Source organism: Thalassospira lohafexi, assembly GCF_002844275.1.
Taxonomy (GTDB): Bacteria; Pseudomonadota; Alphaproteobacteria; order Rhodospirillales; family Thalassospiraceae; genus Thalassospira; species Thalassospira lohafexi.
This window is the reverse complement of record NZ_NXGX01000008.1, coordinates 1-26,325: the sequence shown is the minus strand read 5'-3', so window position 1 is coordinate 26,325 and position 26,325 is coordinate 1. Positions and strand designations below refer to the sequence as shown.

Annotated in this window: 22 protein-coding genes; 9 read left to right on the top strand and 13 right to left on the bottom strand. The window is 52.2% G+C overall.

Annotated elements, in window-relative coordinates; translation table 11 throughout:
* Positions 1–8: 8 nt before the first annotated feature.
* The 3 genes from COO92_RS17970 to COO92_RS17960 form a co-directional block, all read right to left on the bottom strand.
* Positions 9–1,226: an aminotransferase-like domain-containing protein gene (locus COO92_RS17970; RefSeq protein WP_101304392.1), complete on the bottom strand. Its 1,218-nt coding sequence runs from the start codon at positions 1,224–1,226 to the stop codon at positions 9–11.
* A gap of 189 nt (positions 1,227–1,415) precedes the next feature.
* Positions 1,416–2,624: an MFS transporter gene (locus tag COO92_RS17965; protein WP_206186432.1), complete on the bottom strand. Its 1,209-nt coding sequence runs from the start codon at positions 2,622–2,624 to the stop codon at positions 1,416–1,418.
* A 128-nt stretch (positions 2,625–2,752) separates the two neighbouring features.
* Positions 2,753–3,607: a hypothetical protein gene (locus tag COO92_RS17960; protein WP_101304391.1), complete on the bottom strand. Its 855-nt coding sequence runs from the start codon at positions 3,605–3,607 to the stop codon at positions 2,753–2,755.
* Between the two features lie 342 nt (positions 3,608–3,949).
* On the opposite strand from COO92_RS17960, the gene cysD reads away from it, so the two are divergent.
* From cysD to COO92_RS17925, 6 genes are all read left to right on the top strand, one after another.
* The gene (gene cysD / locus COO92_RS17955) at positions 3,950–4,843 is read left to right on the top strand and encodes a sulfate adenylyltransferase subunit CysD (protein WP_244271345.1); all 894 of its coding nucleotides are present in this window, start codon (positions 3,950–3,952) and stop codon (positions 4,841–4,843) included.
* Positions 4,843–6,762, top strand: coding sequence for a sulfate adenylyltransferase subunit CysN (gene cysN / locus COO92_RS17950; RefSeq protein ID WP_101304389.1), 1,920 nt, complete (start codon positions 4,843–4,845; stop codon positions 6,760–6,762). The genes cysD and cysN overlap by 1 nt, the downstream gene beginning before the upstream one ends.
* A 213-nt stretch (positions 6,763–6,975) precedes the next feature.
* Complete coding sequence (locus tag COO92_RS17940) at positions 6,976–7,686, top strand: GNAT family N-acetyltransferase (protein WP_101304387.1); 711 nt, start codon at positions 6,976–6,978, stop codon at positions 7,684–7,686.
* A 216-nt stretch (positions 7,687–7,902) separates the two neighbouring features.
* Positions 7,903–8,841, top strand: a complete 939-nt coding sequence (locus COO92_RS17935) for a glucosaminidase domain-containing protein (RefSeq protein ID WP_101304386.1) — start codon at positions 7,903–7,905, stop codon at positions 8,839–8,841.
* Between the two features lie 108 nt (positions 8,842–8,949).
* The gene (locus COO92_RS17930; protein ID WP_101304385.1) at positions 8,950–9,585 is read left to right on the top strand and encodes a CDP-alcohol phosphatidyltransferase family protein; all 636 of its coding nucleotides are present in this window, start codon (positions 8,950–8,952) and stop codon (positions 9,583–9,585) included.
* A 163-nt stretch (positions 9,586–9,748) separates the two neighbouring features.
* Entirely contained in the window at positions 9,749–10,852 is a 1,104-nt protein-coding gene (locus COO92_RS17925) for an ABC transporter substrate-binding protein (RefSeq protein WP_101304384.1), read from the top strand.
* Positions 10,853–10,925: 73 nt separating this feature from the next.
* On the opposite strand, the gene COO92_RS17920 is transcribed toward COO92_RS17925, so the two are convergent.
* From COO92_RS17920 to COO92_RS17910, 3 genes are all read right to left on the bottom strand, one after another.
* A complete protein-coding gene (locus tag COO92_RS17920; protein WP_101304383.1) occupies positions 10,926–11,273 on the bottom strand; it encodes a hypothetical protein in 348 nt (115 codons plus the stop codon).
* 121 nt (positions 11,274–11,394) lie between these two features.
* Positions 11,395–11,667, bottom strand: a complete 273-nt coding sequence (locus COO92_RS17915) for a GIY-YIG nuclease family protein (RefSeq protein ID WP_101304382.1) — start codon at positions 11,665–11,667, stop codon at positions 11,395–11,397.
* A 160-nt stretch (positions 11,668–11,827) separates the two neighbouring features.
* Positions 11,828–12,607 (bottom strand): SDR family oxidoreductase, encoded by a 780-nt coding sequence (locus tag COO92_RS17910; RefSeq protein ID WP_101304381.1) that lies wholly within the window; start codon positions 12,605–12,607, stop codon positions 11,828–11,830.
* 506 nt (positions 12,608–13,113) lie between these two features.
* On the opposite strand from COO92_RS17910, the gene COO92_RS17905 reads away from it, so the two are divergent.
* The gene (locus tag COO92_RS17905; RefSeq protein WP_240626501.1) at positions 13,114–14,733 is read left to right on the top strand and encodes an inverse autotransporter beta domain-containing protein; all 1,620 of its coding nucleotides are present in this window, start codon (positions 13,114–13,116) and stop codon (positions 14,731–14,733) included.
* Between the two features lie 184 nt (positions 14,734–14,917).
* Here COO92_RS17905 and COO92_RS17900 read toward each other — a convergent pair whose 3' ends face one another.
* From COO92_RS17900 to COO92_RS17885, 4 genes are all read right to left on the bottom strand, one after another.
* Positions 14,918–15,898, bottom strand: a complete 981-nt coding sequence (locus COO92_RS17900) for an AraC family transcriptional regulator (protein ID WP_165792398.1) — start codon at positions 15,896–15,898, stop codon at positions 14,918–14,920.
* Positions 15,899–16,109: 211 nt separating this feature from the next.
* Entirely contained in the window at positions 16,110–16,772 is a 663-nt protein-coding gene (locus COO92_RS17895) for a 2-dehydro-3-deoxy-6-phosphogalactonate aldolase (RefSeq protein WP_101304378.1), read from the bottom strand.
* A 98-nt stretch (positions 16,773–16,870) separates the two neighbouring features.
* Positions 16,871–17,812, bottom strand: coding sequence for a 2-dehydro-3-deoxygalactonokinase (locus COO92_RS17890; RefSeq protein WP_101304377.1), 942 nt, complete (start codon positions 17,810–17,812; stop codon positions 16,871–16,873).
* Between the two features lie 91 nt (positions 17,813–17,903).
* Complete coding sequence (locus COO92_RS17885; protein ID WP_101304376.1) at positions 17,904–18,914, bottom strand: cation diffusion facilitator family transporter; 1,011 nt, start codon at positions 18,912–18,914, stop codon at positions 17,904–17,906.
* 492 nt (positions 18,915–19,406) lie between these two features.
* Here COO92_RS17885 and katG point away from each other — a divergent pair, with 492 nt between their 5' ends.
* Positions 19,407–21,590 (top strand): catalase/peroxidase HPI, encoded by a 2,184-nt coding sequence (gene katG, locus COO92_RS17880; protein ID WP_101304375.1) that lies wholly within the window; start codon positions 19,407–19,409, stop codon positions 21,588–21,590.
* A 105-nt stretch (positions 21,591–21,695) separates the two neighbouring features.
* Here the strand turns inward: katG and COO92_RS17875 are convergent, their stop codons facing one another.
* From COO92_RS17875 to COO92_RS17865, 3 genes are all read right to left on the bottom strand, one after another.
* Positions 21,696–22,946, bottom strand: coding sequence for a three-Cys-motif partner protein TcmP (locus tag COO92_RS17875; RefSeq protein WP_101304374.1), 1,251 nt, complete (start codon positions 22,944–22,946; stop codon positions 21,696–21,698).
* A 156-nt stretch (positions 22,947–23,102) separates the two neighbouring features.
* Positions 23,103–23,882: a DUF5131 family protein gene (locus COO92_RS17870; RefSeq protein WP_101304373.1), complete on the bottom strand. Its 780-nt coding sequence runs from the start codon at positions 23,880–23,882 to the stop codon at positions 23,103–23,105.
* 195 nt (positions 23,883–24,077) lie between these two features.
* Positions 24,078–25,028 (bottom strand): hypothetical protein, encoded by a 951-nt coding sequence (locus tag COO92_RS17865; protein ID WP_101304372.1) that lies wholly within the window; start codon positions 25,026–25,028, stop codon positions 24,078–24,080.
* Positions 25,029–25,308: 280 nt separating this feature from the next.
* Between COO92_RS17865 and COO92_RS17860 the strand changes: the two genes are divergently transcribed.
* A complete protein-coding gene (locus COO92_RS17860) occupies positions 25,309–26,196 on the top strand; it encodes a COG3904 family protein (protein WP_101304371.1) in 888 nt (295 codons plus the stop codon).
* The last annotated feature ends 129 nt before the right edge of the window (positions 26,197–26,325 follow it).

Genomic DNA, 26,325 nt, shown 5'->3' with positions numbered 1-26,325 from the left:
ATCGCACGTTACTGATTGTGCACACGCTTGATCAGCAATGCCAAGCGTTCGATCCCGTCACGGATGCGATCCAGCTTTTCGGTGGCAAAGCTTAGCCGCGCGGTATTGCGCCCGGAATGATCACAGAAAAACGCCTGTCCGGGGACAAAGGCAACCTTGGCATCTTCCAAGGCCTGCGCCAGCAATTGGCGGCTGTCGATGTTTTCAGGCAAGGTCAACCAGATGAACATGCCGCCTTCGGGGCGGGTGTAAGACACGGTACCTGGCATAAATTCATCCATGGCCGCCAGCATGGTATCGCGCTTTGCCCGATAGGCATCGCGTATTGTATCAAGGTGACCCGGGAACAGTTTGCGGGCCGCGCGCAGGGCGACTTCCTGATTGATTGTCGAGACATGTAAATTACCGGCCTGCGTGATCAGAACCAACCGTTCAATCACCGGACGCGGCGCACAGACCCAGCCAATGCGCAAGGCGGGCACAAGTGTTTTGGAAAACGTGCCCAGTTGAATAACCGTGCCAGCGTTTTGATCATCCCCAACGTCATCAAGGGCGAGTAAGGAAGGCAGAACATCGCCTTCATAGGACAGTTTGGAATAGGCTGCATCTTCCAAAATCGCCGCACCGTATTTACGCGCGATTTCAAGCACGGCCAAACGCCGTTCCAGCGTATAGGAACGCCCGGTCGGGTTTTGAAAATCCGGGGCAAGATAGGCAATACGCGCACCACCGGCAAAGGCCGCATCAAGTTCGGCAATCACCGGACCATCCGCATCCATATTAACCCCGACATAGGTCGGGCGGCGCATCGAAAAGGCCTGCATCGCGCCAAGGTAGCTTGGTTTTTCGACCACGATTTCGCGGCCCGGCTCCAACAACAAGCGCGCCAGCATATCAAGCCCCTGCTGCGCACCATTGGTGATCAGGATGTTTTCAATGCTGCGCGGTGCCCCGATTAACGCAAGGTCATCGGCAATCCAGTGCCGAAGGGCAGGCAAACCTTCGCTGATGGAATATTGCAGGCTGCGCCGACCAGCCGCGTCGTCCTGCGTCAGATCGTCATAGACCGTGCGAAAAGCATCAAGTGGGAAAAGGGCCGGATCAGGCACACCGCCCGCGAACGAAATAATCTCCGGCCGATCCGCCACTTTGAGCAAATCACGGATTTCCGATGCGGTCAGTGCACGGGCATCGCGCACAATCAAATCATTCCACTGGACGGTCATGGCAACTCTCTTTAGGTCAGCTTTACTGACCATATTTGGCAAGGAACACTGACCTAAATCAAGTTTATTTTTCTACGTCGCCTGATTTTGAAATAAAATTACAATGACTTCCCCGAAGAAGCCAACCACACTTGCACCCTCACATCATCTAACCAACTGGTGTAAAACTATAATCTGACATTGAAGGCCTCAACCGGTCGTTCGGGCAAAAAGCCGAGGCAGGGACAGCAAAAGACCGCCGAGCGCCGTCACAATGCATAGAACGAGAATCAGTCCCCCCGTTTGCGCGACACTGGCTGTTAGCCCAACCAGAACGCCTGCCAGTGGTTGGGTCAGGTTGTTAAACAGGATAATCACCCCCGTCGTTTTGCCGTAATCCTTGGCCGGAATGATTTTCTGACGCACGGTCCGGATATAGATATTGAACATACCATCAAAGCCCAGAACGATTGCAAAGCCGACCATATAAAGCCAGTAATCCGGGCTGATCGCGGTGACAATGCCACCGATCAACACACCGGAAAACGATACTAATCCGATCATGCCAATCGAAAGGCGGCTGGCACCTGCCATCATCAGGACAACAATCGTAAACACCGCCCCAACGGTTTGTAACAGGGCATAGTGTTCTTCGCTTTGTGCATAAAGCCCGGTAACCATGGCCGCAGACGTCGCCAGCGTAACACCGAAAATCAGGTTCACACTCGCCGTAAGTGCAATCACCCGCTTTAAACCTGGCAGATAAACCAGATGTGAAAATGCCGTCTTAAATGGAATGATCCATGACGCATTGCGGTCATCCGTTGCCACAATCGGCGTCCTGTTGGCCCGTCGCCAGATCATCATGGAAATCTCGGCACAGACAAACAGGATGGCGGCAATCACGACAACTGTTTGCCAATCACTGATTGCAAATAGGCTTGCCGCCAGAAGCGGCCCGGCAACGATGCTGGTTTGATTGACACTTTGCGAAATCGACTGAGTTTTTTCAAATCGTGCATGGGCAAAAATCTGCGGCAGCATGACCTCACGCGCCATGAAACCCTGCGTGGTTAGAAGCCCGCAAAGGGCGGATATTCCAACCACCCAGCCAAGCCCGCCAAACAACGAAAACCCGATCAACCCCAAAACGCAAATCAAAGCACGGCCAATCTGACTTACCTGCATTAGGCGCAAGGGTGCATACCGATCAGCCAGAACCCCGCACACAGGATAGAACAAAACACGTGGCAATGTTTCTACCGCATAGGCAAGCCCCGACAGCGAAACGCTTTGGGTTGTCTGATAAACCACAAGCGGCACAACAAATAAAAGAAACTGATCGGCAAGCCGTGCGGTAAACATGGAGGAGAAAAACAGACCCGACGCCTGTGTAAACCGGAACCATACGCGAAACACTGTGACCTCAAATCCTACGATATAGCCCCATCGGGCATTCGCGGACACAGTGCACTGACCAATCCGTTTTCAGAATTGGCAATTTTGCACAGCAGTTGCGTAAATCTGCGCAAGCCGGTGTGGCGAGATCAGGAAGATGCCTCAAGACGACGTTCACCAAGTTGATATCCACGAGAAAGAACAATTCCCAACATCACATATGCCAGAAACACAATCGTATTGTTCACCAGTGACAGCATTACTGTGTAACTCAGAAACTCTATTTTTTGCGATGGATCTAGGTTAAGGCGAGGAACCAGAGACCGGGCCAGTTCGGAAATAATCCCGGCCCAAACAATCGCGATAGCCAAAACGGGAATTGGTCCGATGAGAGTCCGTGAAATGATATAAACTGCTGCCACGTAACCACGTGCGAGTGTTCTTTTGAAACCTTGCTTGCTCGCGATTAAAGCTGCGGGCAATCCCGTACCCAGCAACACAACAAAGCTTAATGTCCACAACCATTTTGTCAGGAATGCACAGAGGACCCAAAAGAATTCAGACATCTCATCATCTTGAGACAATTCGGTAAGCCTAACCTCCCCACCAAACATTGTGTTGTTTTCGGGGGAAAAGTACCAGGAACCTGAAAACTCAATCAGCACGGCAAGAAGAAGTACCTTAAACATAAAATCTAGTATCTGCTTCCAGTTCCATGACACCTCTGCACGGGAAAAATCCCAAGCACAGCCGACGTATAACGCTAATATTTTAGCCATTTCCCAAGCAAATCCGTCAACAGGAGCGAGCACCCCCATGAAGAAAAAAGGGAAAATAACCACCTGAATCTTCAGTATGGCAAGGGAAAGAAACAGGATGACTAATGTGGTCCATCGAGAAATAACGACACGAAGAGTCGTCATCCAAATCCCGCACATCTGATCATTTGATGACTTCACCCTAAGGGCTTCAACTAATGCTTGTTCGCTGCTATCTTTTGCCATCCCCTCCCCCCCGAATGCACCATCTATCTTAGGCCAAAAGGTCTAAAGCCTATCTCCTAGCATGACAAGAAACTTCAAAAGTCAGCCATCGGCGGGGCTCCATCCAAAAATTCAGCTTATAATTACCATGCACGCCAAATGTCAGGCTTGCAGCCTTGTTTCGAACATATTAAACACACATTGTGATGTTGAATTTAATCTGACTACAAAAATTTGTGTAAATATATAAATCACACTTGCCTTACGGGTCATTCCATATTACCCATCAAAGATAAGTGAAATACAATTATAAACACATAAATTTGTGTTGATTAATCGTCAGGAAAGAGAATGCAGCCTAATCTGACCCATCTCCGCCAGCTTGAGGCTGAGAGTATCCATATCATCCGCGAGGTGGCGGCATCGTTTGAACGCCCGGTGATGCTTTATTCCATCGGCAAGGATTCGTCTGTTTTGCTGCATCTGGCGCGCAAGGCGTTTTATCCGGCCCCGCCGCCCTTTCCGTTGATGCATGTCGATACCACCTGGAAATTCCGCGAGATGATCGAGTTTCGCGACAAGGTGGCGGCGGAATACGGGTTTGAGCTGATTGTTCACATCAATCAGGACGGTGTTGATCAGGGCATTGGCCCCTTCACCCATGGGTCGAGCCTGCATACCGATGTGATGAAAACCCAATCGCTAAAACAGGCATTGAACAAATACAAGTTCGATGCGGCCTTTGGCGGGGCACGCCGAGATGAGGAAAAAGCACGTGCCAAGGAACGTGTGTTTTCCTTCCGCACCGAAACCCATCGCTGGGATCCGAAAAATCAGCGCCCGGAATTGTGGGATATCTATAACGCCCGGATCAACAAGGGGGAAAGTATTCGTGCGTTCCCGATTTCGAACTGGACCGAGCTTGATATCTGGCAATATATCTATCTTGAGCAAATTCCGATTGTGCCGCTGTATTATTCGGCCAAACGCCCGGTGGTTGAGCGTGATGGCACGCTGATCATGGTTGATGATGACCGCATGCCGCTTCGTGCCGGTGAAACACCCGAAATGAAATCGGTGCGGTTCCGTACATTGGGCTGCTACCCACTGACCGGGGCGGTTGAGTCTGAAGCCACGACACTTCCCGATATCATTCAGGAAATGCTGCTGACCCGATCCAGTGAACGTCAGGGTCGCATGATTGACCATGACGAAGCCGGGTCGATGGAGAAGAAAAAGCAGGAAGGGTATTTCTAATGGCGCATCAGTCGGAACTTATTGCTGATGACATTCTCGGCTACCTGAAATCCCAGGAAGAAAAAAGCCTGCTGCGTTTCATCACGTGCGGCAGTGTCGATGATGGGAAATCAACCCTGATTGGCCGTCTGCTTTGGGATTCCAAGATGATCTTTGAAGATCAGTTGGCCGCCCTTGAATCTGATAGCCGCAAAGTTGGTACCCAAGGCGGGGAGATTGATTTTGCGCTTCTGCTTGACGGGCTTCAGGCTGAACGCGAACAGGGCATCACCATTGATGTCGCCTATCGCTTCTTCTCGACCGACAAGCGCAAATTCATCGTTGCCGACACCCCCGGCCACGAACAATACACCCGTAACATGGCCACCGGGGCATCGACCGCCGATGTCGCGGTGATCCTGATCGATGCGCGTAAGGGCATTTTGACCCAGACGCGCCGTCACAGCTTTATCACCTCGTTGCTTGGGATCAAGCATGTGGTGCTGGCGGTCAACAAGATGGATCTGGTCGATTATGATCAGGCGACGTTTGATCGCATTGTTACCGAGTATCAGGAATTTGCCAAAGACCTTGGCTATGCCTCCATCACGGCAATTCCGTTATCCGCCCTTCGCGGCGATAACATGATTGAGGCCAGCCCGAACACCCCGTGGTATTCCGGCCCGACGTTGCTGGCCCATCTTGAAACCGTTCAGGTCGAACAGGATGCGATTGAAAAGCCATTCCGCCTTCCGGTGCAGTGGGTCAACCGTCCCAACCTTGATTTCCGGGGCTTTTCCGGCACCATCGCATCGGGCCGGATCAAGCCGGGTGACGAGATTATTGTCACCGCATCGGGCCAGACCAGCACGGTCAAGGAGATCGTGACCTTTGACGGCAACCTTAATGAGGCCATTGCCGGTCAGGCCGTGACCCTGACCCTTGCTGATGAAATCGACATTTCGCGCGGCGATGTTTTGGCCCAAGCCGATGCCAAACCCGATTTTGCCGATCAGTTCGAAGCGCGCATCATCTGGATGCATGATGATCATTTGCTGCCCGGTCGTCCCTATCTGATCAAGATGGGCGCACAGGTCACCAATGCGCAGATCAGCGACCTTAAATACAAGGTCAATGTTAATACGCTCGAACATATGGCGGGCAAGACGCTTGAGCTCAATGAAGTCGGGATTGCCAATATTTCGGCCGATAAGGCACTGGCCTTTGACCCCTATGACGACAACCGTCATTCCGGGCGTTTCATCATTATTGACCGCTTCACCAATGCCACTGTTGGTGCGGGCATGGTCAACCATTCGCTGCGCCGTGCGACCAACATCAAATGGCAGGAAATGGACATCAACAAGCAGGCGCGTGCCTATCAGAAAGGCCAAAAATCGGCTGTTCTGTGGTTCACCGGCCTGTCGGGTGCAGGTAAATCAACCGTTGCCAATATGGTGGAGAAAAAGCTCCATGCCATGGGCAAACATACCTATACGCTTGATGGCGATAATGTCCGCCATGGCCTGAACAAGGACCTTGGCTTTACCGATGCCGACCGGGTGGAAAACATCCGCCGGGTGGGTGAAACCGCCAAGCTGTTTGTTGATGCAGGCGTCATTACGCTGGTGTCCTTTATCTCGCCGTTCAAAAGCGAACGTCAGCTGGCGCGCAGTCTGGTGGAGAAAGACGAGTTTATCGAGGTCTTCATCGACACCCCGCTTGAGGTGTGTGAACAGCGCGATGTAAAGGGCCTTTATAAAAAGGCCCGTGCCGGCGAGATCGCCAACTTTACCGGCATCGATAGCCCGTATGAAAAGCCGGAGAATGCCGAGATCGTGGTCAGCACAGCGGACCAAAGTGCCGAACAGGCTGCTGAGATCATCGTTGCCAAACTCGAAGAATTCGGCGTTCTAGGTGCGTGGTATCCCGATATCTGATCCCTCATCAGATCCAACGTCAAGAAAACCCGGCATTTGCGAATGCCGGGTTTTCTGTTGGTGCGCCCCCATTGGAAGAACAAAGCCCTTCGGAAAAGATGATCAAGGCCCACAAAACATTGGCCCCATTAATTTTGCAAAACTGGCTCTTTTATATAGAGCCAATTTTGACCATGCTGGCACCTTGATTACCACACACAGGACACCGCCCCGATGACCGCGCCCCACAAAGATGACTTTGGTAAACCCGTTGGCCTGCCGATTGAAAATTGGTCGGGATGCGAATTTCCGCCGCGCACAGACATGACCGGACGCCACGTGATTGTCAGCCCGATTGATGTTGAACGTGATGCGCAGCAGCTCTTTGATGCCAACGGCAAGGCTGCGGATGGATCGCGCTTTACCTATCTTTCAACGCACGCATTTGACGATTTTGCATCTTACAAGGCGTGGCTGGTCGGCATGGCGGCCAATGCTGATCCGATGCTCCATACCATCATTGATGTGGCGACCAACAAGGCCGTCGGTGTTGCGGCCTTCATGCGCATTGATGCGGCCAATGGCGTGGTTGAGATTGGCAATATCAATTATGCCCCGGCCCTATCAAAGACCATCGGCGGGACCGAGGCGATGTATCTGATGATGAAGCGTGCCTTTGATGAGCTGGGTTATCGGCGCTATGAATGGAAATGCGATGATCATAACGCCCCGTCACGCGCAGCGGCGGCGCGCTATGGCTTTAGCTATGAAGGCACGTTCCGAAACCACATGGTCTATAAGGGCCGGAACCGCGACACCGCATGGTTTTCGATCACAGTCGAAGAATGGCCCGCACTCCGCACTGCGTTCGAAGCATGGATATCACCCGATAATTTCGATGAAACCGGTGCACAGCGCAAACGTCTGCAAGACCTGCGCGGGTAATTCGTGCTCAGAGCCCAAGCCATCGTCACCCAGATCATTCAAGGTTAAGTGTCCGCCCCCTGATGTGGGTGACGTTCCTGCTTTTTGCGCAGGCCCTCCCACCCCGAAACATGACAAATACCCTACAGCCTCGGGAATTCATCGACCGGGCCGGTGGCCAATGGTATATTTCTTTCAAACACCTTTGGGCGACACACCGAAAGCAGGAGACGCGGCATGTTGAAGTATCACACCGTCATGCGTAAATGTGGGAGTGCTGCCATCCTTGCGGCCTGTATCGCAGCTGGCGGTGCAAAGCTTGCCCACGCCGATATCACCCTGCCCGTTCCGGCCCCGACGGATATCATTCGTGTGGAACTCCATGGCTATAAACAGCTTGAGAGTTTTTATAACGATCTTGGATACACACCAGAAAGCTGGGACGCAGGGGAGCGCACCATTCCGCGCCTGTTTTTGCAAACCATCCCGGAGGCATGGCGCGATGACATTGCCGATCAACTGACAGTCGCTGCCAAAAAGCGTGTTTTCTTCCGCACGCTTGGACCTTTGACATTGTTGGCAAATGAAGAAATCGCCTTTCAGAAAAAAGCCCTGAAAGACGCCATTTCCAACAATGATAGCGCTGTCATTGGCGAACTCGCCAGTCAGTATCGCATTTCCTCCGCCCCGGACGATCCGGCGACCATAGCCGAACTTGAAAACCGTATCGGCCCCGTTCCGGCATCGCTTGCCATGGCGCAGATGGCGATTGAAAGTGGCTGGGGCACATCACGGTTTGCCGCCCATGGCAATGCGCTGTTCGGGCAGTGGACCTATGACGGGGAAGGCATCACGCCCGAAGAACAACGCAGCAATCTGGGCGATTATAAAATCGCCGCGTTCAAAACGCCGTTCGGGTCGGTGCGCGCCTATATGATGAACCTCAACACCGGATCGGCTTATAAAGAGTTCCGCACATTACGTGCCAAGATGAATGCCGAAAACAAACCGCTTTCGGGCATGGCACTGGCCGAAACCCTGACCCGCTATTCCGAGCGCGGCGAGGTGTATGTCAAGGAAGTCCAGGCCGTCATTCGCCAAAACAAGCTCATTCAGGTTGATGAAGCTGTTTTGGAAGATAGCCCCTATTACAATCTGATCCCGGCGGGCCAGTAAACCGGGACGCCCGCATGTCTATTGATGGATTTGTAATCTGGTGATTTTCATTTGTCGGACGTTCAGCATATAGTTGCCGCCGCAATGGTTTAACCGGATGATCCGCTTATGTTTGATGCCCGCCTGCGCCCGCTGATTGATAGGCCGCTCAATGCGGTTGCCAGAACCCTTTCGGGGACCGGCATTACGCCAAATGTGATCACCGGGTTTGGCTTTTTCCTCGGCCTGCTTGCGGCCGGTGCGCTTATCCTTCAGCTTGATTACGTCGCCCTTGGCCTGATCCTTGCCAGCCGGATCATGGATGGCCTGGATGGGGCGGTTGCCCGCCATGCAGCGCCCCGATCGCGCCATCCGGGGGCCAAAAGTCAGGAAAGCGATCTGGGCGGCTATTACGATATCGTTGCCGATTTTCTGTTTTATTCCGGGATCGTTTTGGCCTTTGCCATCGGACGTCCTGAGCATGCGTTGATGGCGGCCTTCCTGATTTTCTGCTTTGTCGGCACGGGGTCGAGTTTTCTGGCCTATGCCATTGTTGCGGCCAAACAGGATCGCAATCACGACAAACAGGGCAAGAAAAGTTTCTATTACCTGACCGGCATCACCGAAGGCAGTGAAACCATTTTTGTTTTGTGTCTGATGTGTGCTTTTCCGAAATGGTTTCCCCAGATCGCGGTAATCTTTGGCGCACTTTGCCTGATGACGACCTTTGGCCGGGTTTTGCAAGCCCGACGCGACTTTGGTTAGAGTCAAGAACCTATTAATTTCACATCATATCCCCGTTGAAGCACAGCCGCCGCAACGCCATATCCAAAGATATCTGCCTGCCCCCTCATACTTAATGCGTCTGACAAAACCCGTTTCCTGATGATGACAAAAGCAACAATCAATCAATAAGGCAAGGCGCCGAATGACGTTTATCAGAAGCCTGTTTACTGTGTTTATCGGCTGTTTTTTCATGGCGTCCTGCGATCAATCCGGGCCGGTTAAAATCGGGTTTATTGCCGAATTATCCGGTGCAGGCGAAGACACCGGGACCGCATCGCTCAATGCGCTGAAACTTGCCGCCCAGCAAATCAACACCGCAGGGGGGATCAACGACCGGATGATCGAAATCATCCCGCGTGACGATCAAAAAAGCCCGGATGTCGCCCAACAACATGTCCGGGAATTCAAGGAACTTGGTGTTGATGCCATTGTCGGCCCGATCATAAGTTCCATCGGGATGGCCATGCTGCCGGTGATTAACGAGCTTGATATCGTCACGATCTCGCCAACTGTATCGGCGGCTGAATTCGCCGGTTTTCGAGACAATCTGTTTCGCATGAATTCGACCACCACTCAGAATGCGCGTGCCTATGCGCGTCACAATATCGAACTTGGCCGTGAACGGGTTGCCATTGCGCTTGACGGTGAGAACGAAGCCTTCACCGAAAGCTGGTATCATGAATTTCTGCTGGAATTTGATGCGCTTAATGGCCGGGTTGTTTCCAAGGTCTGGATCAATGTCGATGACACACCGCTTTCCGACATTGCCCAAAAACTTCTGGCCGAGAAACCCGATGGCATCATTTTGATTACCAATGGTGCTGACAGTGCGCGTTTATCCAAGGAAATCCGTAAGATTTCCGATGATATTGTGCTGTCTGCGGCCGAATGGGCCGGATCGGAAACACTGATTGATATGGGCGGGGATGCGGTCGAGGGCATGGAACTTGTTCAGGCCTATGATCGCTATGACCCAAATCCGCGTTTTCAGAAATTCGTTGCGGATTATACCGCAATGTTTGATGAGCACCCCGGATATACTGCGGTTTTAACGTATGATGCGGCAACCGTGCTTTTTGCAGCCCTCAAAACCAAACATCCCGATCAACGCCTTTCTGATGCGCTGGTGACCATGCCACCGCACCCCGGACTTAATCAGGAACTGATGTTTGACCAGTTCGGGGATGGCAACCGGGGCATTTATTTCGTGACCATTCGCGATGGAAAGTTCATTCACCAAAAATAACTTTCCCATCAAAGCCCAACAAAAAGCCCCGCAAATGCGGGGCTTTGTCGTTCAGGCTAAAACGTGTGTTGTTTTAGTGATCGCTTTCTTCAAGGAAATGATCGCCAAGGCCGGTATCATATTCCATGCCGTCCCTGGTCAGAACGATGCTGCCCGGATAGCCTTCCTTGACCAGACCTTTACGGGTCAGCACAACCCAGACGGCGGGGTTATCAAAGCCACTGGCATCGCGTGCGGCAACGGTGAACTGCCCGACATGGACATGATCGCCATGGGCATGGGGCACACGCAACAGCGTGCCTTCGCCAGTCGCCTCGTCGATCTGACCGGAATTTTCATCGCGTGCGACGATCTGTGCCAGCACAAGCGTGCGGAGCTGCAGTTTATTGAGTTTCAGTGGATTTTTGCGAACGATTGCCATGATCTGGTGTCACCCCGGTTTTAAAACATATTTGCAAGCAGATATCTGTTACTTGGCGCGATGATGCAAGCTCTGTTTTCAACAACATTCTTGTCAAAATACCAAGACAAGGTATGGGGCTTTATCCACCTGCCAACATCTTGCGCAGCTTGCGATCGCGCTTGAGATGCCACTCACGGCTCATCGCCTGACCAAAGGTTCTGAAGCGTTCTACATACACCAGATCCCACTGTCGGCCCCGCGTGGTTTTCGCCCCCTTGCCGCTGTTATGCGTCGCAAGGCGGGCCGCAACATCGGTGGACCACCCGACATAGGTGCGCGGCAGTTTACTGCGGCTTGATGCCGGATCAAACCCCACCTCGCGCAGCACATAGACAAAGGTAAAAGATGCCATTTTCTACCCTGCCATCCTTTGTCGTCCGCTCCGTGATATGTTGGAATTCGTTTCATGCTGTGGCGAAAACGACTGACTTCGAGAACCGGCGCACCGCATACATAAAGTACGTGAACCGAAAACACAGAAGCCAGCCGTTTTCAAACCAGCATGGGACGCATTAGAGGGTGGAGTTGAAGGCCCCACCATCTAGCAACACATTCTGCCCGACCATGAATTTCGCATGTTCGCTGCACATAAAGGCACAGGTCGCCCCGAAATCAAGCGGATCACCAAAACGCCCGGTCGGAAGACCGGCCTGCGTCTTGGTTCGCGCGTCTTCAAGGCTGATGCCTTCATTTTTCGATTTGTTGGTCATCAGGGCATTGATGCGGTCGGTATCATGCTGACCGGGCAAAAGATTGTTCATGATCACCCCATCCTTGGCGACCTGACGCGACGTCCCGGCGACAAAACCGGTCAGCCCCGCACGTGCACCGTTCGACAGACCCAGATGCGGAATTGGCGATTTAACCGACCCCGACGTGATATTCACAATCCGGCCCCACTGGCGCGAAATCATGCCCGGAAGGACGGCAGTGGCCAGCAAGATCGGCGTCAGCATATTGGACTGAACCGCAGCTTCCCATTCGGTCTGTCCCCAGTCGGACCAGATACCCGGAGGCGGACCACCGGCATTATTGACCAGAATATCGGGCGCATCAACGGCGGCCAGAACCTTGTTGCGGCCTTCTTCGGTGGTGATGTCACAGGCAACCGTGGTGACGTTTACACCAAACGTATCACGGATATATTCCGCCGTTTCATTCAACGGCCCTTCGGACCGCGCATTAAGCACAAGGTCAACACCGGCTTCGGCCAGCTTGATCGCACAGCCACGGCCAAGCCCCTTGGATGATGCACAGACAATCGCCTTACGGCCCTTAATTCCCAGATCCAATGGATCCTCCCATTTTTGGAATTCTTACAATGGCAGGAATTTAGCCCGCACTTGACCGCCGGGTCAAACGCCGTTCATGACAATTCGATTTTCAACGGCAAATACATTGATCGCCGACATGCGCCATATGGTCTGCGATATCCACTTTACGCAACGATTATCCACTTATGGTCAAAAAACGTACGATCCCGTGCTTTCCTATTCGCATCTGCGCACCGCCCTCTTTAAAAAGATGGACATGAGATTGGTCTGTCGTAACCGAAGATACCCAAGTTTACGCCTTACAGATGCCCACCCGTTATCCGACATTCGAAAATGATAAACCACGTGCGTGGTTTGCAGTGCCCATTCTCATTAGAGACACTTTGAGAAAACAGAGGATGGGCGCAAAATCATCGCCGAGATCAAGCCTTCCTCCCAAGAGAACAAAAAAAGCACACAGCGTTCTATGCCGCCACAATCATTGTGGTGCGTTCGTGCTGTCGTGAATGGGGATGACTGGACAGATGAAAAAGAAATTCCTGCTTGGCATTCTGATTGGTAGCACCGTTTTAACGGCATCTGGCGCTTATGCGCAAACAGCGACAACCAGCGACAAATGGGGTTCGCATATCGATCTTGAGGGTAAAGCTGGCACGGATCGCAGCCTTGGCGAAACAGATCTGTTCGTTCCGCTGCTTCAAAATGACGACACAATGCTTTTCACCAATCTGCGTGCCCGCCTTGATGATAGCAACAGCAAGGAAGGCAACTTCGGGCTTGGTGTGCGCCACATGCTTGAAAGCGGTTGGAACGTTGGAGGCATCGCCTATTTTGACCGTCGTAAAACCGAATGGGACAACTATTTCAATCAGGTCACATTGGGACTTGAGGCCCTGTCGACAGATTGGGATATTCGCGGCAATGCCTATTTGCCGCAGGGACGGCAGCTTCATTCCGTCGACACTTTGAACGACGTATCCATATCAGGAACCTCGATCAGTTTTCAGGCTGGCGAAGAACGTAGCATGTCGGGATTTGATGCCGAGATCGGCTGGCGTCTTCCGGTCAACAAACCGGAAGAGCCGCAGCAAATACGCCTGTTTGCCGGTGGCTATCACTTTTCTGCAGACAATGTGGACGATATTACAGGTCCACGTTTCCGCGGTGAACTTACCTTCGACGAAGTTTCGTGGCTCTGGACGGGATCGCGCTTTTCGCTTGGCAGCGAATGGCAACATGACGATCCGCGCGGATCACAAGGTTTTATAACCGCCAGACTTCGCATCCCCTTGCAGTTCTTTGGCAGAACCGCCTCGCGCCTGACACCTATGGAGCGCCGAATGACTGACCCGGTCATTCGCGACATCGACGTTGTCAGTCAGTCTGGCGCTTTTGGTGCGCCCGAAACGGTAACGGAAACCGCCGATGGCCAAACCATTACGGTTCTCGATAGTAAAACAACAACGGGTGCAGGACTGGCCGCAGCGGTTGCAGCCGCAGGCAACAATTCGACAGTCATTCTATCGGGCAATTACTCCACTGGCACAACGACAACAACTTTGCAAAGCGGTCAGACCCTGATGGGCGCCGGCACATTAAGTATTCGCAGCCCTTCGGGGAAAACAGCCACGTTAACAACACCGGGGGCCACAATTTCCGGCACCCCGACGGCAGCCAATGGCACCATCACCATGGCCGATAACAGTACTCTTACCGGGATGACCGTGTCTGATTCTGACACCACAGACAATGCTATTGGTATTGGGATCGTAAGTGTTGATGGTGCAAGGCTGATCAACAACACCATCACCGTTAATCAGACCGGTGTCGGCGGTGTGACCGCACATGCGATCCGTGTCGTTAACAGCACGAACATCACAATCAGCGGTAACACGCTCAAGAGCCGTACGGCATCAAACATCTCGTCCACGCTTAACATCACGAACTCAAGTGTCACAATCACCGACAACACGCTTGATGCAACGGCATCCGCAGCAGGAACCGTTGCCCACACCCTCCTGTCCGGTGCCAATATTCAGTCCGGCTCTACCGGCAACACGGTGACTAATGGTTCATGTGTCGTGAACTCGGTCGGTACCGGCGGAGTTGTATCTTATACCAATGCGGCTAATTGCGGACCATAACCGCCTTAAGCGCCAAACACCGCGTCATGGGACTTTCGTGCCAATACCGATCTGCGACAGGAAAGTTGCAGCCATGCGGCTGACGCCCTAAACGCAGCAACCATTACCGGCTCGGTCGGGTTTGGTTCAATTAACTGTCCGTGATAGATGCAAGACAGCCTTGTGGAACCAGACAACCTGAATATCAAAACCGTCGGCGCAGGGTTTCGGACGGAATAACCCCAAACTGGCGCGCATACATCGCGGCAAAACGGCCGATATGCGCAAATCCCCATTTGCGCGCGATGGTCGCAACAGTATCGCCGTCTTCGGCAACCAGAAGGTCATTATGCGCCCCGTTCAGGCGCACCATTCTGACATAGACCATCGGGGACATGCCGAATGTCTCTCCGAATGCGGATTGCAAGGTGCGATAACTGCAGCCCGAATATTCTACAAGTTCTTGCAGACCAATAGGTTGCGCCGCATGCGCGTGAATATAGTCACGCGCGCGTTTGACGTAATGGGGCATCGCCATCGGTGCGGGTCTGCCATTCAGCACGTCCGAATATGAATTTGGTAGCAACATCAAAATGTTGGTTAAAAGCATGTCGCGCAATTCAGTGCGGATATGCGGGCCATCAAACTGTGTGAGCGGCCCATCAAGTGCCGTTGCCACATATTGCAGCGTATCGCGGACGTGTCGCGTTTCGGGTCGCGTCAGGTCAAGGGCTGGATCAAAAACCAGATCGCTGCGGATGACGTCATGCCCCGTCAAGGATTGCGCGTGCGCACGCAGCAAAGAAAGCGACAGTTGCGTCCCAAGTGTAGAAAAGTTGTCCTCCGTCGCCGACAACGGCAAACGCATATTGCGGACCAGCCCAAGGTCAGACGAAATATTGCATTCATACTTCCCATGCTGGACCTGCGCAGAACCGCTGGTCACAAACATAAAAAACAGATTTTCTTCGTCGATAGCAGGCGTTTCAATATAAACGCGCCCGCCACCAAAGGACGCATATATCAACCCAATGCCTGCAAGCTCGGCAAAATGGATAGCAACATCCACGTTACGGTTCGTACCGATCGCATCAAGGGCGTCAATACTATTCAGATCAGACAAAACATCACGCGCCAGATGAAGGTCCTGCGATGCAAATACCTGATGATTGAGAAGATAGCTCACTGTTGTTTCCCCGGAAATGACACTCCTCCCCCAAAGAGTGGATCCGGTTGATGCATTTGATGTCACATGCTGGAATTTTTTCCGTCAACAGGAACCCTGCTAATTTCCTATATCCTGACGATGGTTACAAGCCCTCAATTAGGAGCAGTCCGCGACGTCTCCGACTGACTGGAACGGTACCCACTTAAATCCAAAGAAAAATGGTCGATCCTCAGGCGCCAAACACCTCGTCATGGGCCGCGACATAGGCAACAGCCGCCCTGGACACATCATCGACCGTCATGCCGGGTTTAAAGATGCCTGATCCAAGGCCAAATCCATCACAGCCCGCCTTGGCATAGGTGGCAAAATCATCTGTACCAACACCGCCAACCGCATAGACCGGCATGGTTGCGGGCAAAACCGCGCGCATTGCCTTGATGCCATCCGCGCCAATGATGCTGGCGGGGAAAATCTTAAGCCCATCGGCACCGGCCTTGATCGCGGCAAAACATTCGCTTGGTGTCAACACGCCCGGCCATGATCCCATGCCCAGTTCCTTGGTCTTTTTGATCACGTCGGTATCGCAATTGGGCGAGACAATGAACTCCCCCGTGGCGGCCTTCACCTTGGCGACGTCATCGGCGGTCAAAACTGTCCCGGCCCCGATCAGGGCCGCATCGCCAACCGCCTGTTTCATCAGGGCAATGCTTTTAAGGGGTTCTGGCGAATTCAGCGGCACCTCGATCATGGTGATCCCGGCGGCGACCAGTGCGCGCGCCATATCCGCCGCTTCATCCGGCGTGACCCCACGCAGGATCGCAATCAGTTTGCGATGGCCGTTTGGCGTTGCTGCGTCGCTGATCTGATCATTAACCGGTGTCGGATATGCCATGTCTGTCATCCTGTATGTAAGGCCCGTCAATCGGGCTGTAATTCTGTTTCAGGCCCGTGTGAGCCCGTATCTGGTCATAGCGATCTGGTCATAACGGCCTATCCGATGACAACGCGGTGCGCACGGGTCAACCCGGCCAGCGTAATCGCCGCCCCATCCATCGGAACGGCCTTATGATGGTGGACCAGCAAGGCCGCCTGATACAGCGACGCCAGCTTTCCCGCCCCGATCAGCGCGATTTCATCCCCCGCCTTAAGCAGGCCGAGCACATCGGCAATTTCCGCCCCGATCACCGCCCCGGACAGAACCGACGCCCCCGGTGGCACAACCGCGCCATCCTTGGCAACAAGGGCACCGGCGCGTACCGTAAACAGGCTATGGAGAAATCCGCTGGGTTGCGCCTTGGCCGCCAGCACCGCATCGGCAAAGGCCCCGTCATCCCACGTCTCATCGACCGAATGGCGCAGGATCGAATTTTGCGACAACAGGGCAAAGACCTCGCCGCTCATATAGGTGCGAAACGCGGTAATCTGACCATCCGACAAGCGCGCCCATTTTGAATGGGTTCCGGGCAAACAGACCCAGCCAGAAAAATCGGGATGCAGCGCCATAAACCCGACAAGCTGGGTTTCCTCGCCGCGCATCACATCGGCATCGCCGCGCTGACACAGACCGGGCAGAATGGAAACTGAAATACGCGGATCGGCAACATCGGGCCGGACAGCCCCCATCGCCAGATCCGCCGGTGCCGTTGGGACTTCGCAGTAGGGTGCTTCACGCCAGCCCTGCTTGGCCCCGGCCATGCCGCAAATCACCACCGGGATCGCCTGACCATCGGGCACATCTGTGGGCAACCACCGATCAATCAGGTCGATCAAAACCCCTTCGAACGACAGTTTTTCATCACCCGCAATCGCATTCATGCCAAGCGGGCTGCTTTGGGTGGCAAGGATGTTAGCGCTATCATCCATCGCCCAGACCCGCAGGTTGGACGTGCCCCAGTCAACCGCGATCCAGCTTGGCAAGGTCTTTTGTTCCATCGGTGACGCGGCTCCTTGCCCTTCGATATCGTTGCTTGATTTTATTCCTCATACAATTTGCCGGGCGGCGGGTCAATCCGCCCCGACGGCTTTATGACGGGTGGCCGGTATTTTGGCTTTCCTTGGCCGCGCGCACCTGATCAAGCAGGTCCTGATGCGACAGCCAGTTTTGCGCCTCGATAAACACCTTGGAAACGCCCGGCACGGCATGGCGAATATCGATTTCAAGCCGCGATACGGCTGCTTCAACCTCTGGCGAGGTCAGCCTGTCGCGAAAATCAACACTGATACAGACAATCAGGTTTTGCGGCCCAAGATGCAGCGTGATGATCTCATTGACCTGCAAAATACCGGGAATGGCCGAGACAATATTGTCGATCTTTTTGCGGCTCTGTGCGCTGGCACTTTCGCCGATCAAAAGCCCCTTGCACTCAACCGCAAGAAAGAACGCGGTGACCGCCAAGATAATGCCGATCACAATCGACGCCAGCCCATCAAGGACGGGCATATCAAAACCATAGGCCGCCGCAATGCCAATGCACGCCACCACCAACCCCAGCAAGGCCGCGGAATCTTCAAATAGTATGACAAATACGGTCGGGTCCTTGCTGCTGTGGACCGCCTTTAGGATCGGTATATCAGGGTGTTGTGCGCGGAAGGTCCGATAGGCGGTGCGGAATGCCGCCCCCTCAAGCACCATGGCAATCACAAGGATCGAAAACACCACGTGATAGGTGCGGATATCAATCCCGAAAAACGATGCCACCACATGCACATCCAGCGCATGGGGATGGATCACCTTATCCACCCCTTCCCAGATCGACACACCAGCCCCAAGCCCGAAAATCATCACCGCCACAAGGAACGACCAGAAATAGGTTTCCTTGCCATAGCCAAACGGGTGTTTTTCATCCGCCTCCTTGGCCGACAGTTTGAGGCCCAAAAGCAAAAGCCCCTGATTGCCGGTATCGACCAGCGAATGAATGCCCTCTGACATCATCGCGGCTGAGCCAGTAATCGCCGCCCCGCCAAACTTGGCCACAGCAATCAACAGATTGGCCGTTGCGGCCATATAGATGGCACCCTTGGAAGAATGAGACATGCTTGCTACGCGATCCGTTCTGTGTGGCGTAACGCCGAAAACCGGCGACCTGCCACAATGGAAAATGAAAAAAGCCCGATGGGCAAAGGCGTTACCCGCAGTCTAGGCTCAGGCGCGGGCAACAGCAAACACCAAGACGCAGTCCATCGACTGAAACTATCAAAAATAACAAAAATAACTATTTTACCTATCCATTCCCCACCGGTACCTTTGTGTTTCTGACGGCAAAAACGGTCAGAACGTAATTTAAGGGCCTTGTCTTGTTGCACTCTCTGAGTTGATCATTACCTTTGAACATGAAATCCTACCGTAGAAATACAACTGCAATCATAATGGTTTTGGTCACATAAACATCTCGGGAGACACCAACCAGAAGGCGATACAATACGGCACCCCACAAGGTTTCGTAGCGTAATCCGCATCGCTTTTACGGCTGCACGATATGGGTCAAGAGGCTGTTTAAAACATCTCAAGCCACGACGGGAGAGAGAAATGGACGGAAAACACACAGCAGGCAAATGTCCGGTAATGCACGGTGGTCAAACCGCGCTGGGCACCACGGTTACCGATTGGTGGCCCAATGCGCTGAATTTTGACATCCTTCATCAGCATGACACCAAGGTCAATCCGCTGGGCAAGGATTTTAATTACGCCGAAGAACTCAAAAAACTCGATGTCGAGGCGCTTAAAAACGATCTGCGTGCGCTGATGAAAGACAGTCAGGATTGGTGGCCAGCCGATTGGGGCAGCTATGTCGGCATGTTCGCCCGCGTGGCATGGCATGCGGCCGGGTCCTATCGTCTTGCCGATGGCCGTGGCGGTGGTGGTACCGGTAATCAGCGGTTCGCCCCGCTTAACTCCTGGCCCGATAACGTCAATACCGATAAGGGCCGCCGTCTTCTGTGGCCGATCAAAAAGAAATACGGCAACAAAATCTCCTGGGCGGATTTGATCATTCTGTCGGGCACCATTGCCTATGAAGTCGCCGGTTTGAAAACCTTTGGCTTTGCCTTTGGCCGCGAAGACATCTGGCACCCGGAAAAGGACATTTACTGGGGTGCGGAAAAAGAATGGCTGGCACCAAGTGACAGCCGTTATGACGATGTTGCCAACCCATCAACCATGGCCAACCCGCTGGCGGCTGTTCAGATGGGCCTGATTTACGTCAACCCCGAAGGTGTGAACGGCCAGCCCGACCCGGCCAAAACCGCCGAGCAGGTCCGCGAAACCTTTGCCCGCATGGCGATGGACGACGAAGAAACCGCCGCCCTGACCGCCGGTGGCCACACCATTGGCAAATGCCATGGTAACGGCGATGCCGCCAACCTGAGTGAAGAGCCCGAAGCCGCCGATGTCACCGCACAGGGCATGGGCTGGATGAACACCAAGGGCCGCGGCATTGGCCGCGATACTGTGGTGTCTGGCATCGAAGGCGCATGGTCGAAAAACCCGACCGAGTGGGATATGGGCTGGTTTGATCTTCTGTTCGGCTATGAATGGGAATTGAAAAAAAGCCCGGCAGGCGCATGGCAGTGGATGCCAATCGACATCAAAGAAGAAGACATGCCGGTCGATGTCGAAGACCCGTCGATCAAATGCATGCCGATCATGACCGATGCCGACATGGCGATGAAGGTCGATCCGACCTATAACGCGATTTGCCAGAAGTTCATCAAGGACCCGGCATATTTCTCCGACACCTTTGCCCGCGCGTGGTTCAAACTGACCCACCGTGACCTCGGCCCGAAGGCGCGCTACCTCGGCCCGGACGTTCCGGCAGAAGACCTGATCTGGCAGGACCCGATCCCGACGGTGGATTACACGCTGTCTGACGCCGAAATCGCCGACCTTAAAGCCAAACTTCTGGCATCGGGTCTGACCTCCGCCGAGCTGATTGCAACCGCGTGGGATTCTGCGCGCACCTATCGTGGGTCGGACATGCGTGGTGGTGCCAATGGCGCACGCATTCGCTTGGCCCCGCAAAAGGATTGGGCGGGCAATGAACCGGCACGCCTTGCCAAGGTGCTTAAAACCCTTGAAGGCATCCAGTCCGGTTTGGCCAAGAAAGTCAGCCTCGCCGATCTGATCGTCCTTGGCGGCACGGCTGCGGTTGAAAAGGCCGCCCATGATGCCGGTGTCACCATCTCGGTCCCATTTGCACCGGGCCGTGGGGACGCCACCGATGATCAAACCGATGCCGATAGCTTCGACGCGATGGAGCCTTTGGCCGATGGTTTCCGCAACTGGGTCAAGGAAGACTATGTCGTCAGCCCGGAAGAAATGATGCTCGACCGTACCCAGCTTCTGGGCCTCACCGCCCCTGAAATGACCGTGCTTGTTGGCGGCATGCGTGTGCTTGGCACCAACCATGGTGGGTCCAAACACGGTGTGTTCACCGACCGGGTGGGCAAATTGACCAATGACTTCTTTGTCAATCTGACCGACATGGCAAACAGCTGGAAACCGGTGGGCGACAACCTTTATAACATCGTTGATCGCAAGTCCGGCGCCACCAAATTCACCGCCACCCGCGTTGATCTGGTGTTTGGCTCAAACTCGATCCTGCGGTCCTATGCCGAGGTTTATGCTCAAGATGATAACCACGAGAAGTTTGTTAAAGACTTCGTCGCGGCTTGGGTCAAGGTGATGAATGCGGATCGGTTTGATTTGAAGTAAGGCTTTGTGCCTTTGAGATGATTTGGATTGGAGCTTTTGGGCTCTGAGATGGGAACACCCCCGGTCGGTTGGCTGGGGGTGTTTTTTTATGAGGCAAGAGAGAAACTATTTAAGGGAAAACAAGGTTCTCTGTAGCGGAAGATAAATCAGATCATTCTTCCCGACCTGAGACCCTACTCGTTTAAAAGCCCCACTTTTTGAGCGTATTTCAATTTCTCTGGCAATCGAAAGCTCCTTGATGGCACTAAACAAGTCAGAGTTTGTAGCTGCGGTGCGGTTACCAACCCGCTCCAAAAACATCTCAACAGGTAAATATCCGTTAACCATAAAACTAGAAACTTCTCTTGGTATTTCCTCAAGTAGCTCGTCTCTTAACTTTGTTCTGTCATGCTCTGTGAAATCAAATAGAGAATCTTTAGTTTCGATCAATCGAGTGTCGAAACCTAAACTGAACATACTACCTTTACCAATATGCTTAAATGAGTTCTGCGCCGCCCAATGCACCCCAAGCATTTTGTCACGTGCTGCTTGGTGCTGTGCCATATGAGCAAACATCATCCATCGATTGTCAGTAGGAGACCACAACATAAAGGGAGTGAAAAAGTTTGCTCCACCACCTGACTGGATGTTGTTCATCAGCGCTCTCTGGGTGATCAAGCGCCCCAATGCTTCATCACTTTTGTTTGCTTGCCACTCAGTGATAAACTGCTGATCTATTCCGAACTGCCTATATAGGTCCAGTGACGCAGAATTGTCTTGCAAGTAGTTTAGGAAGCTATCGATTGCAAATGTAAGTAAAACTTCTGGTCGCTCTAATTCTGAAAATATAGAATTGATACTGGACATCGGTACATCTTTGTAACCGAATTGATCCAGTAAAAATATAGACCTACCGACTCTCTGGTTGGCTCTGATCAATTTTAAAATTTTTGGTAGTTCCGCGGAAAAACGTCCATGGATCAGTGAGATTTCTGTTCCTACTAGCGCCCCAAACCCTTCCTGAAACAAACGCTCTCTAAGTGCTTCAACATGATTTATGTTGTCATCGACAAATACAAATCGAGCTTTAATATCGAGAGGTTTCTTGCGATTACGGTTAATTCGCTCTCTTGCTTGCTCTACCGCATTCAACAGTACAAGCGGGCTACCATGTTCAATCGAACCAGAACCTTGATAAGCTCCCCCACCTGAGAATCCATCTACTAGAGTAATATTAAGGCAATCTTGTCTTGGATTGGTAACAACAGTATCGAAGTAAACATTGAGATAATCCCTCAATACATCTAATTTTCGGCGCGAGTGATTTTCAATGCTTGGAAGAGCTGAACCTGGCCTCCAACTAAAATTGTTCGGCATTGATCGATCCAATACTTTTCCTTTCAACCGAATTGCAGATAAAAACTATTCCAATCCAGAGAAGTTAATTTATTAGAGCTTTAACCAGCGCTCTTTCTCAACGATTATCTAAACCCAAGAAATCACTCATATAACGAAAACAAACAAAACGCGACCCTAAATAGAAAGTGCCTGCGTAGGCATCGCGTCCCAAGTGCGTCCTTTATAGGTTCGACCGTTCGCTTTTTTCGAACGTTTTTTATTATCCGCTCCCCAAGTACCCCACTGTTTAAAGAAGAAGGCAGTATCGTAAATAGTGCACTGATCGTAAATAAGATCAATCCATTCCTCTTTGATCGGTCGAGCGTTGGAACCACTCTCGCCACCGACAATAGCCCAATGAATATCTCGAAGATTGATAGCACCTACACTACCAATCAAAGGCTCGAACGAAATAAAACGTATAGCTGCGGGAACGTCTCTGAGGTCATCTACTCGCTTAGCAACCTTTGCATTCTCGACACTCGTTCCTAACCACACGTTTGGAAGAGGTTCACGGCCCCAACTTGACAATAAGTCGCGCATTCGATCCGGTCGCTTCGTGAGGATTTGGTAGTGATGATGAGATGCAGAAGCCATCACATCCCATACTTGGGTAATGAACTTGTCACTCACTTCATCATGAAACAAGTCGCTCATAGAATTGACAAATATTTTCCGCGGCTTCTTCCATGAAAGTGGCGTTTGTAAAGACTTCTCGTCTTCTCTAACTTTCCCTGTCCAGACAGCTTGCCCATTAACAGTTTTGGTGAGGTCAGCATATTTATCGACCCCCATTGCCTCGAGCCGTTTTGCCATTTTCATTGCATAGCAGTTGGTGCAACCGGCAGACATAACTGAACATCCCGCAACTGGATTCCAAGTTGCGTCTGTCCATTCAATTTCTGTTTCTGCCATTTCGGCTCCCCCAAACTCATTCGCTAAGCTACTATTGAATATCGAAACGCTACCCCAGAAGAGTAAAGTAAACGTGTCGTTTAAACGTACTATGTATCCCAAAATAGTAAATCTAGCAGAACATCGGCTCTCTGATGGCGGAGCTTTTTTGTAAAAACTCCGCCATCAGAGATTTTTTCTACCTCTATTGCACAATTAGAACAACATAAGGTCTACTGATGTTTTTTCTGGTTTCTCATTGATCACATTAGCTACAAACGCGTTTTCAATAGCTGTCCGTTTTTCTTCTGACCAACTCTCAACTTGTGATGGCAAAACAAAGAAATTCTCGGCTCGGTTGATCAACATTTGAGAAAGTGCTCGCAATCGTTGGTCCCCTCTCTTTGTAAATATCGAGGATACATATCGACGAGCCTTACTGGACTGTTCCTTGGGATAACTAACGATCACGATAGATTGGGATGACGAGGTTGGAATAACGTTTAAAGTAACAGCAGCAAAACGTTTACCCCATCCTTTTTCATCGACTGAAAAGAACGAAGAAGACGCCAAAACAGGGTTGGCATTCTCAATGATGAAACTTGAATGGAGAATTTGGGCAAACTGGCTTTTAACGAAAGGCTGATCATAGAATTCGAAGCGATGCTTCCAAACGCCCCATGCCTTAATCATATGAGCAGTTGCTTCAATCATCGCCGGCGAGGGCGCATCCTTTGACACCACACCAGCCGTCACCTGACGCTGAAGCACCATTTGCAGACGCATTGCGGCCTCCATCACTACGTGTAGTTCTCGCGTGACGGAACGGTAGGCAATAAGAAAAAGTTGCTCCTTATCATCTAGTGAGAGAGGATTCGTATCTATAGGTCTAAATATCTCGGCATCGTGCTCCGCACATAATCCCATAAACGTCGAGGCTTGATTGCGACCAACTCTCTCGAAAACACACTCTGGCTGTCCGTTTTTAATCCTCATTCTCAACTCGCAGACATGGTTCTTCTCTGCGATAAATCCCAAAGACGTGGCGTTTTGCACAGAATGGGCTTTAATAGCTGGTTTTTTACAGGAGAAAGTCGGATCTAAGCACTTCTCGAAGCGGGCTTTCATCGTCTCGAAAAAGTCTGAAATATTCGGCTCTTCTTGCACCACACATCCCCCTCACCATATCTAATAACGCGACACCACACCGATGTTTAAATTGATCATCCAATCAAGATACATTAAAATTCTCACATGTATAACTTCATCTACTATTAGTATTTGTCGAAAGTTCATATGCTATTTCTGCTATCTAGAAACCTTGATGTCGATTTGCGGCATAACCTCAAATCGACCTGTCTGCTTGATGAGCACGTATCATACCATTCTACACAGTGATAAAACTGTACCCTGAAAAAAGGATCTGAACTTTTAAGGGAAAGATCGGTTGCGCTATATCCGGGATCACTGGCAGGGGAAGCATGCGCTTATCTATGCGCTGTTGATCAACTTGGTCGGGCTGCGCGCCCTCCTCCTGTTTGCCGACCGATATACACTTCCCCCCTTTATCGCTGACCGCACCGACGCCCTGATGGCGACCATCCTTTTCATCATTCTGGGGCATGGTGTTGTCTTCGTCTGGCAAGTGGTCGGCGTGCTGTGCGCCACCGGGCAGCAAACCAGCAGTCTTTCCGGCATTTGGACAGTCGTTGCCTATGGTGCGATTGCGCTTTGTCTCGCCTTCACAGCACTCAGCATTGCCACCTCTTTCCGCGCCTTGGCGCCAGAACGGTTTATCGTCGTAAGCCCAACCGCCCTTGAGGATGCCCGTGCACGTCAATATACGCTAAGCCTCAGTCCGGATGGCAAACGCATTCATATTGCCGGGATATTTACCCTTGGCATGACGCAAAAACTCACCGCCCTTGTCGATCAAACCCCCACCGTCACCGGGGTTGTGCTGCATAGTGAGGGCGGGCATATCTATGAAGGGCGCGGTGTCGCCTACCTGATCCGCGACCGGAAGCTCAATACCTATGTGTTTGACACCTGCAAATCAGCCTGCACAACCGCCTTCATCGGCGGCGCCAAACGCCACCTCGGCCCAAACGCCCAGCTTGGCTTTCATCAGTACAAGCTTGAACTCCAAACCCCGTTTCCGCAGTATGACCTCAAAGGCGAACAGGAAAAAGAAATCAAATTCTATCGCCAACAAGGGATATCAGAGGACTTTCTTGCGCAGGTTTTCCTCGCCCCCTCGTCGGGCATCTGGTTTCCGAGTACGGAGGATTTGGTGAGGTCTGGCGTTGTCGATGAGGTTGTTGGCGGTGAGTAGGACGGGCGACAGGGAAGTGAATGGGTGGAGCTTGCCGCAGGGAACCTCCGCAGTCTGCGCGCGGCTCCGCCGTGCTCAACCTTCGGCTTAAAATCGCTCCACTGGAGCGATTTCTTCACAGCTTCAGCC

Bases quoted from the DNA above. Each gene is read 5' to 3' on its own strand.
- COO92_RS17970 (WP_101304392.1), bottom strand. From the start codon at position 1,226: ATGACCGTCCAGTGGAATGATTTGATTGTGCGCGATGCCCGTGCACTG.
- COO92_RS17960 (WP_101304391.1), bottom strand. From the start codon at position 3,607: ATGGCAAAAGATAGCAGCGAACAAGCATTAGTTGAAGCCCTTAGGGTG.
- cysN (WP_101304389.1), top strand. From the start codon at position 4,843: ATGGCGCATCAGTCGGAACTTATTGCTGATGACATTCTCGGCTACCTG.
- COO92_RS17940 (WP_101304387.1), top strand. From the start codon at position 6,976: ATGACCGCGCCCCACAAAGATGACTTTGGTAAACCCGTTGGCCTGCCG.
- COO92_RS17935 (WP_101304386.1), top strand. From the start codon at position 7,903: ATGTTGAAGTATCACACCGTCATGCGTAAATGTGGGAGTGCTGCCATC.
- COO92_RS17930 (WP_101304385.1), top strand. From the start codon at position 8,950: ATGTTTGATGCCCGCCTGCGCCCGCTGATTGATAGGCCGCTCAATGCG.
- COO92_RS17925 (WP_101304384.1), top strand. From the start codon at position 9,749: ATGACGTTTATCAGAAGCCTGTTTACTGTGTTTATCGGCTGTTTTTTC.
- COO92_RS17920 (WP_101304383.1), bottom strand. From the start codon at position 11,273: ATGGCAATCGTTCGCAAAAATCCACTGAAACTCAATAAACTGCAGCTC.
- COO92_RS17915 (WP_101304382.1), bottom strand. From the start codon at position 11,667: ATGGCATCTTTTACCTTTGTCTATGTGCTGCGCGAGGTGGGGTTTGAT.
- COO92_RS17905 (WP_240626501.1), top strand. From the start codon at position 13,114: ATGAAAAAGAAATTCCTGCTTGGCATTCTGATTGGTAGCACCGTTTTA.
- COO92_RS17895 (WP_101304378.1), bottom strand. From the start codon at position 16,772: ATGGCATATCCGACACCGGTTAATGATCAGATCAGCGACGCAGCAACG.
- COO92_RS17890 (WP_101304377.1), bottom strand. From the start codon at position 17,812: ATGGAACAAAAGACCTTGCCAAGCTGGATCGCGGTTGACTGGGGCACG.
- COO92_RS17885 (WP_101304376.1), bottom strand. From the start codon at position 18,914: ATGTCTCATTCTTCCAAGGGTGCCATCTATATGGCCGCAACGGCCAAT.
- katG (WP_101304375.1), top strand. From the start codon at position 19,407: ATGGACGGAAAACACACAGCAGGCAAATGTCCGGTAATGCACGGTGGT.
- COO92_RS17875 (WP_101304374.1), bottom strand. From the start codon at position 22,946: ATGCCGAACAATTTTAGTTGGAGGCCAGGTTCAGCTCTTCCAAGCATT.
- COO92_RS17870 (WP_101304373.1), bottom strand. From the start codon at position 23,882: ATGGCAGAAACAGAAATTGAATGGACAGACGCAACTTGGAATCCAGTT.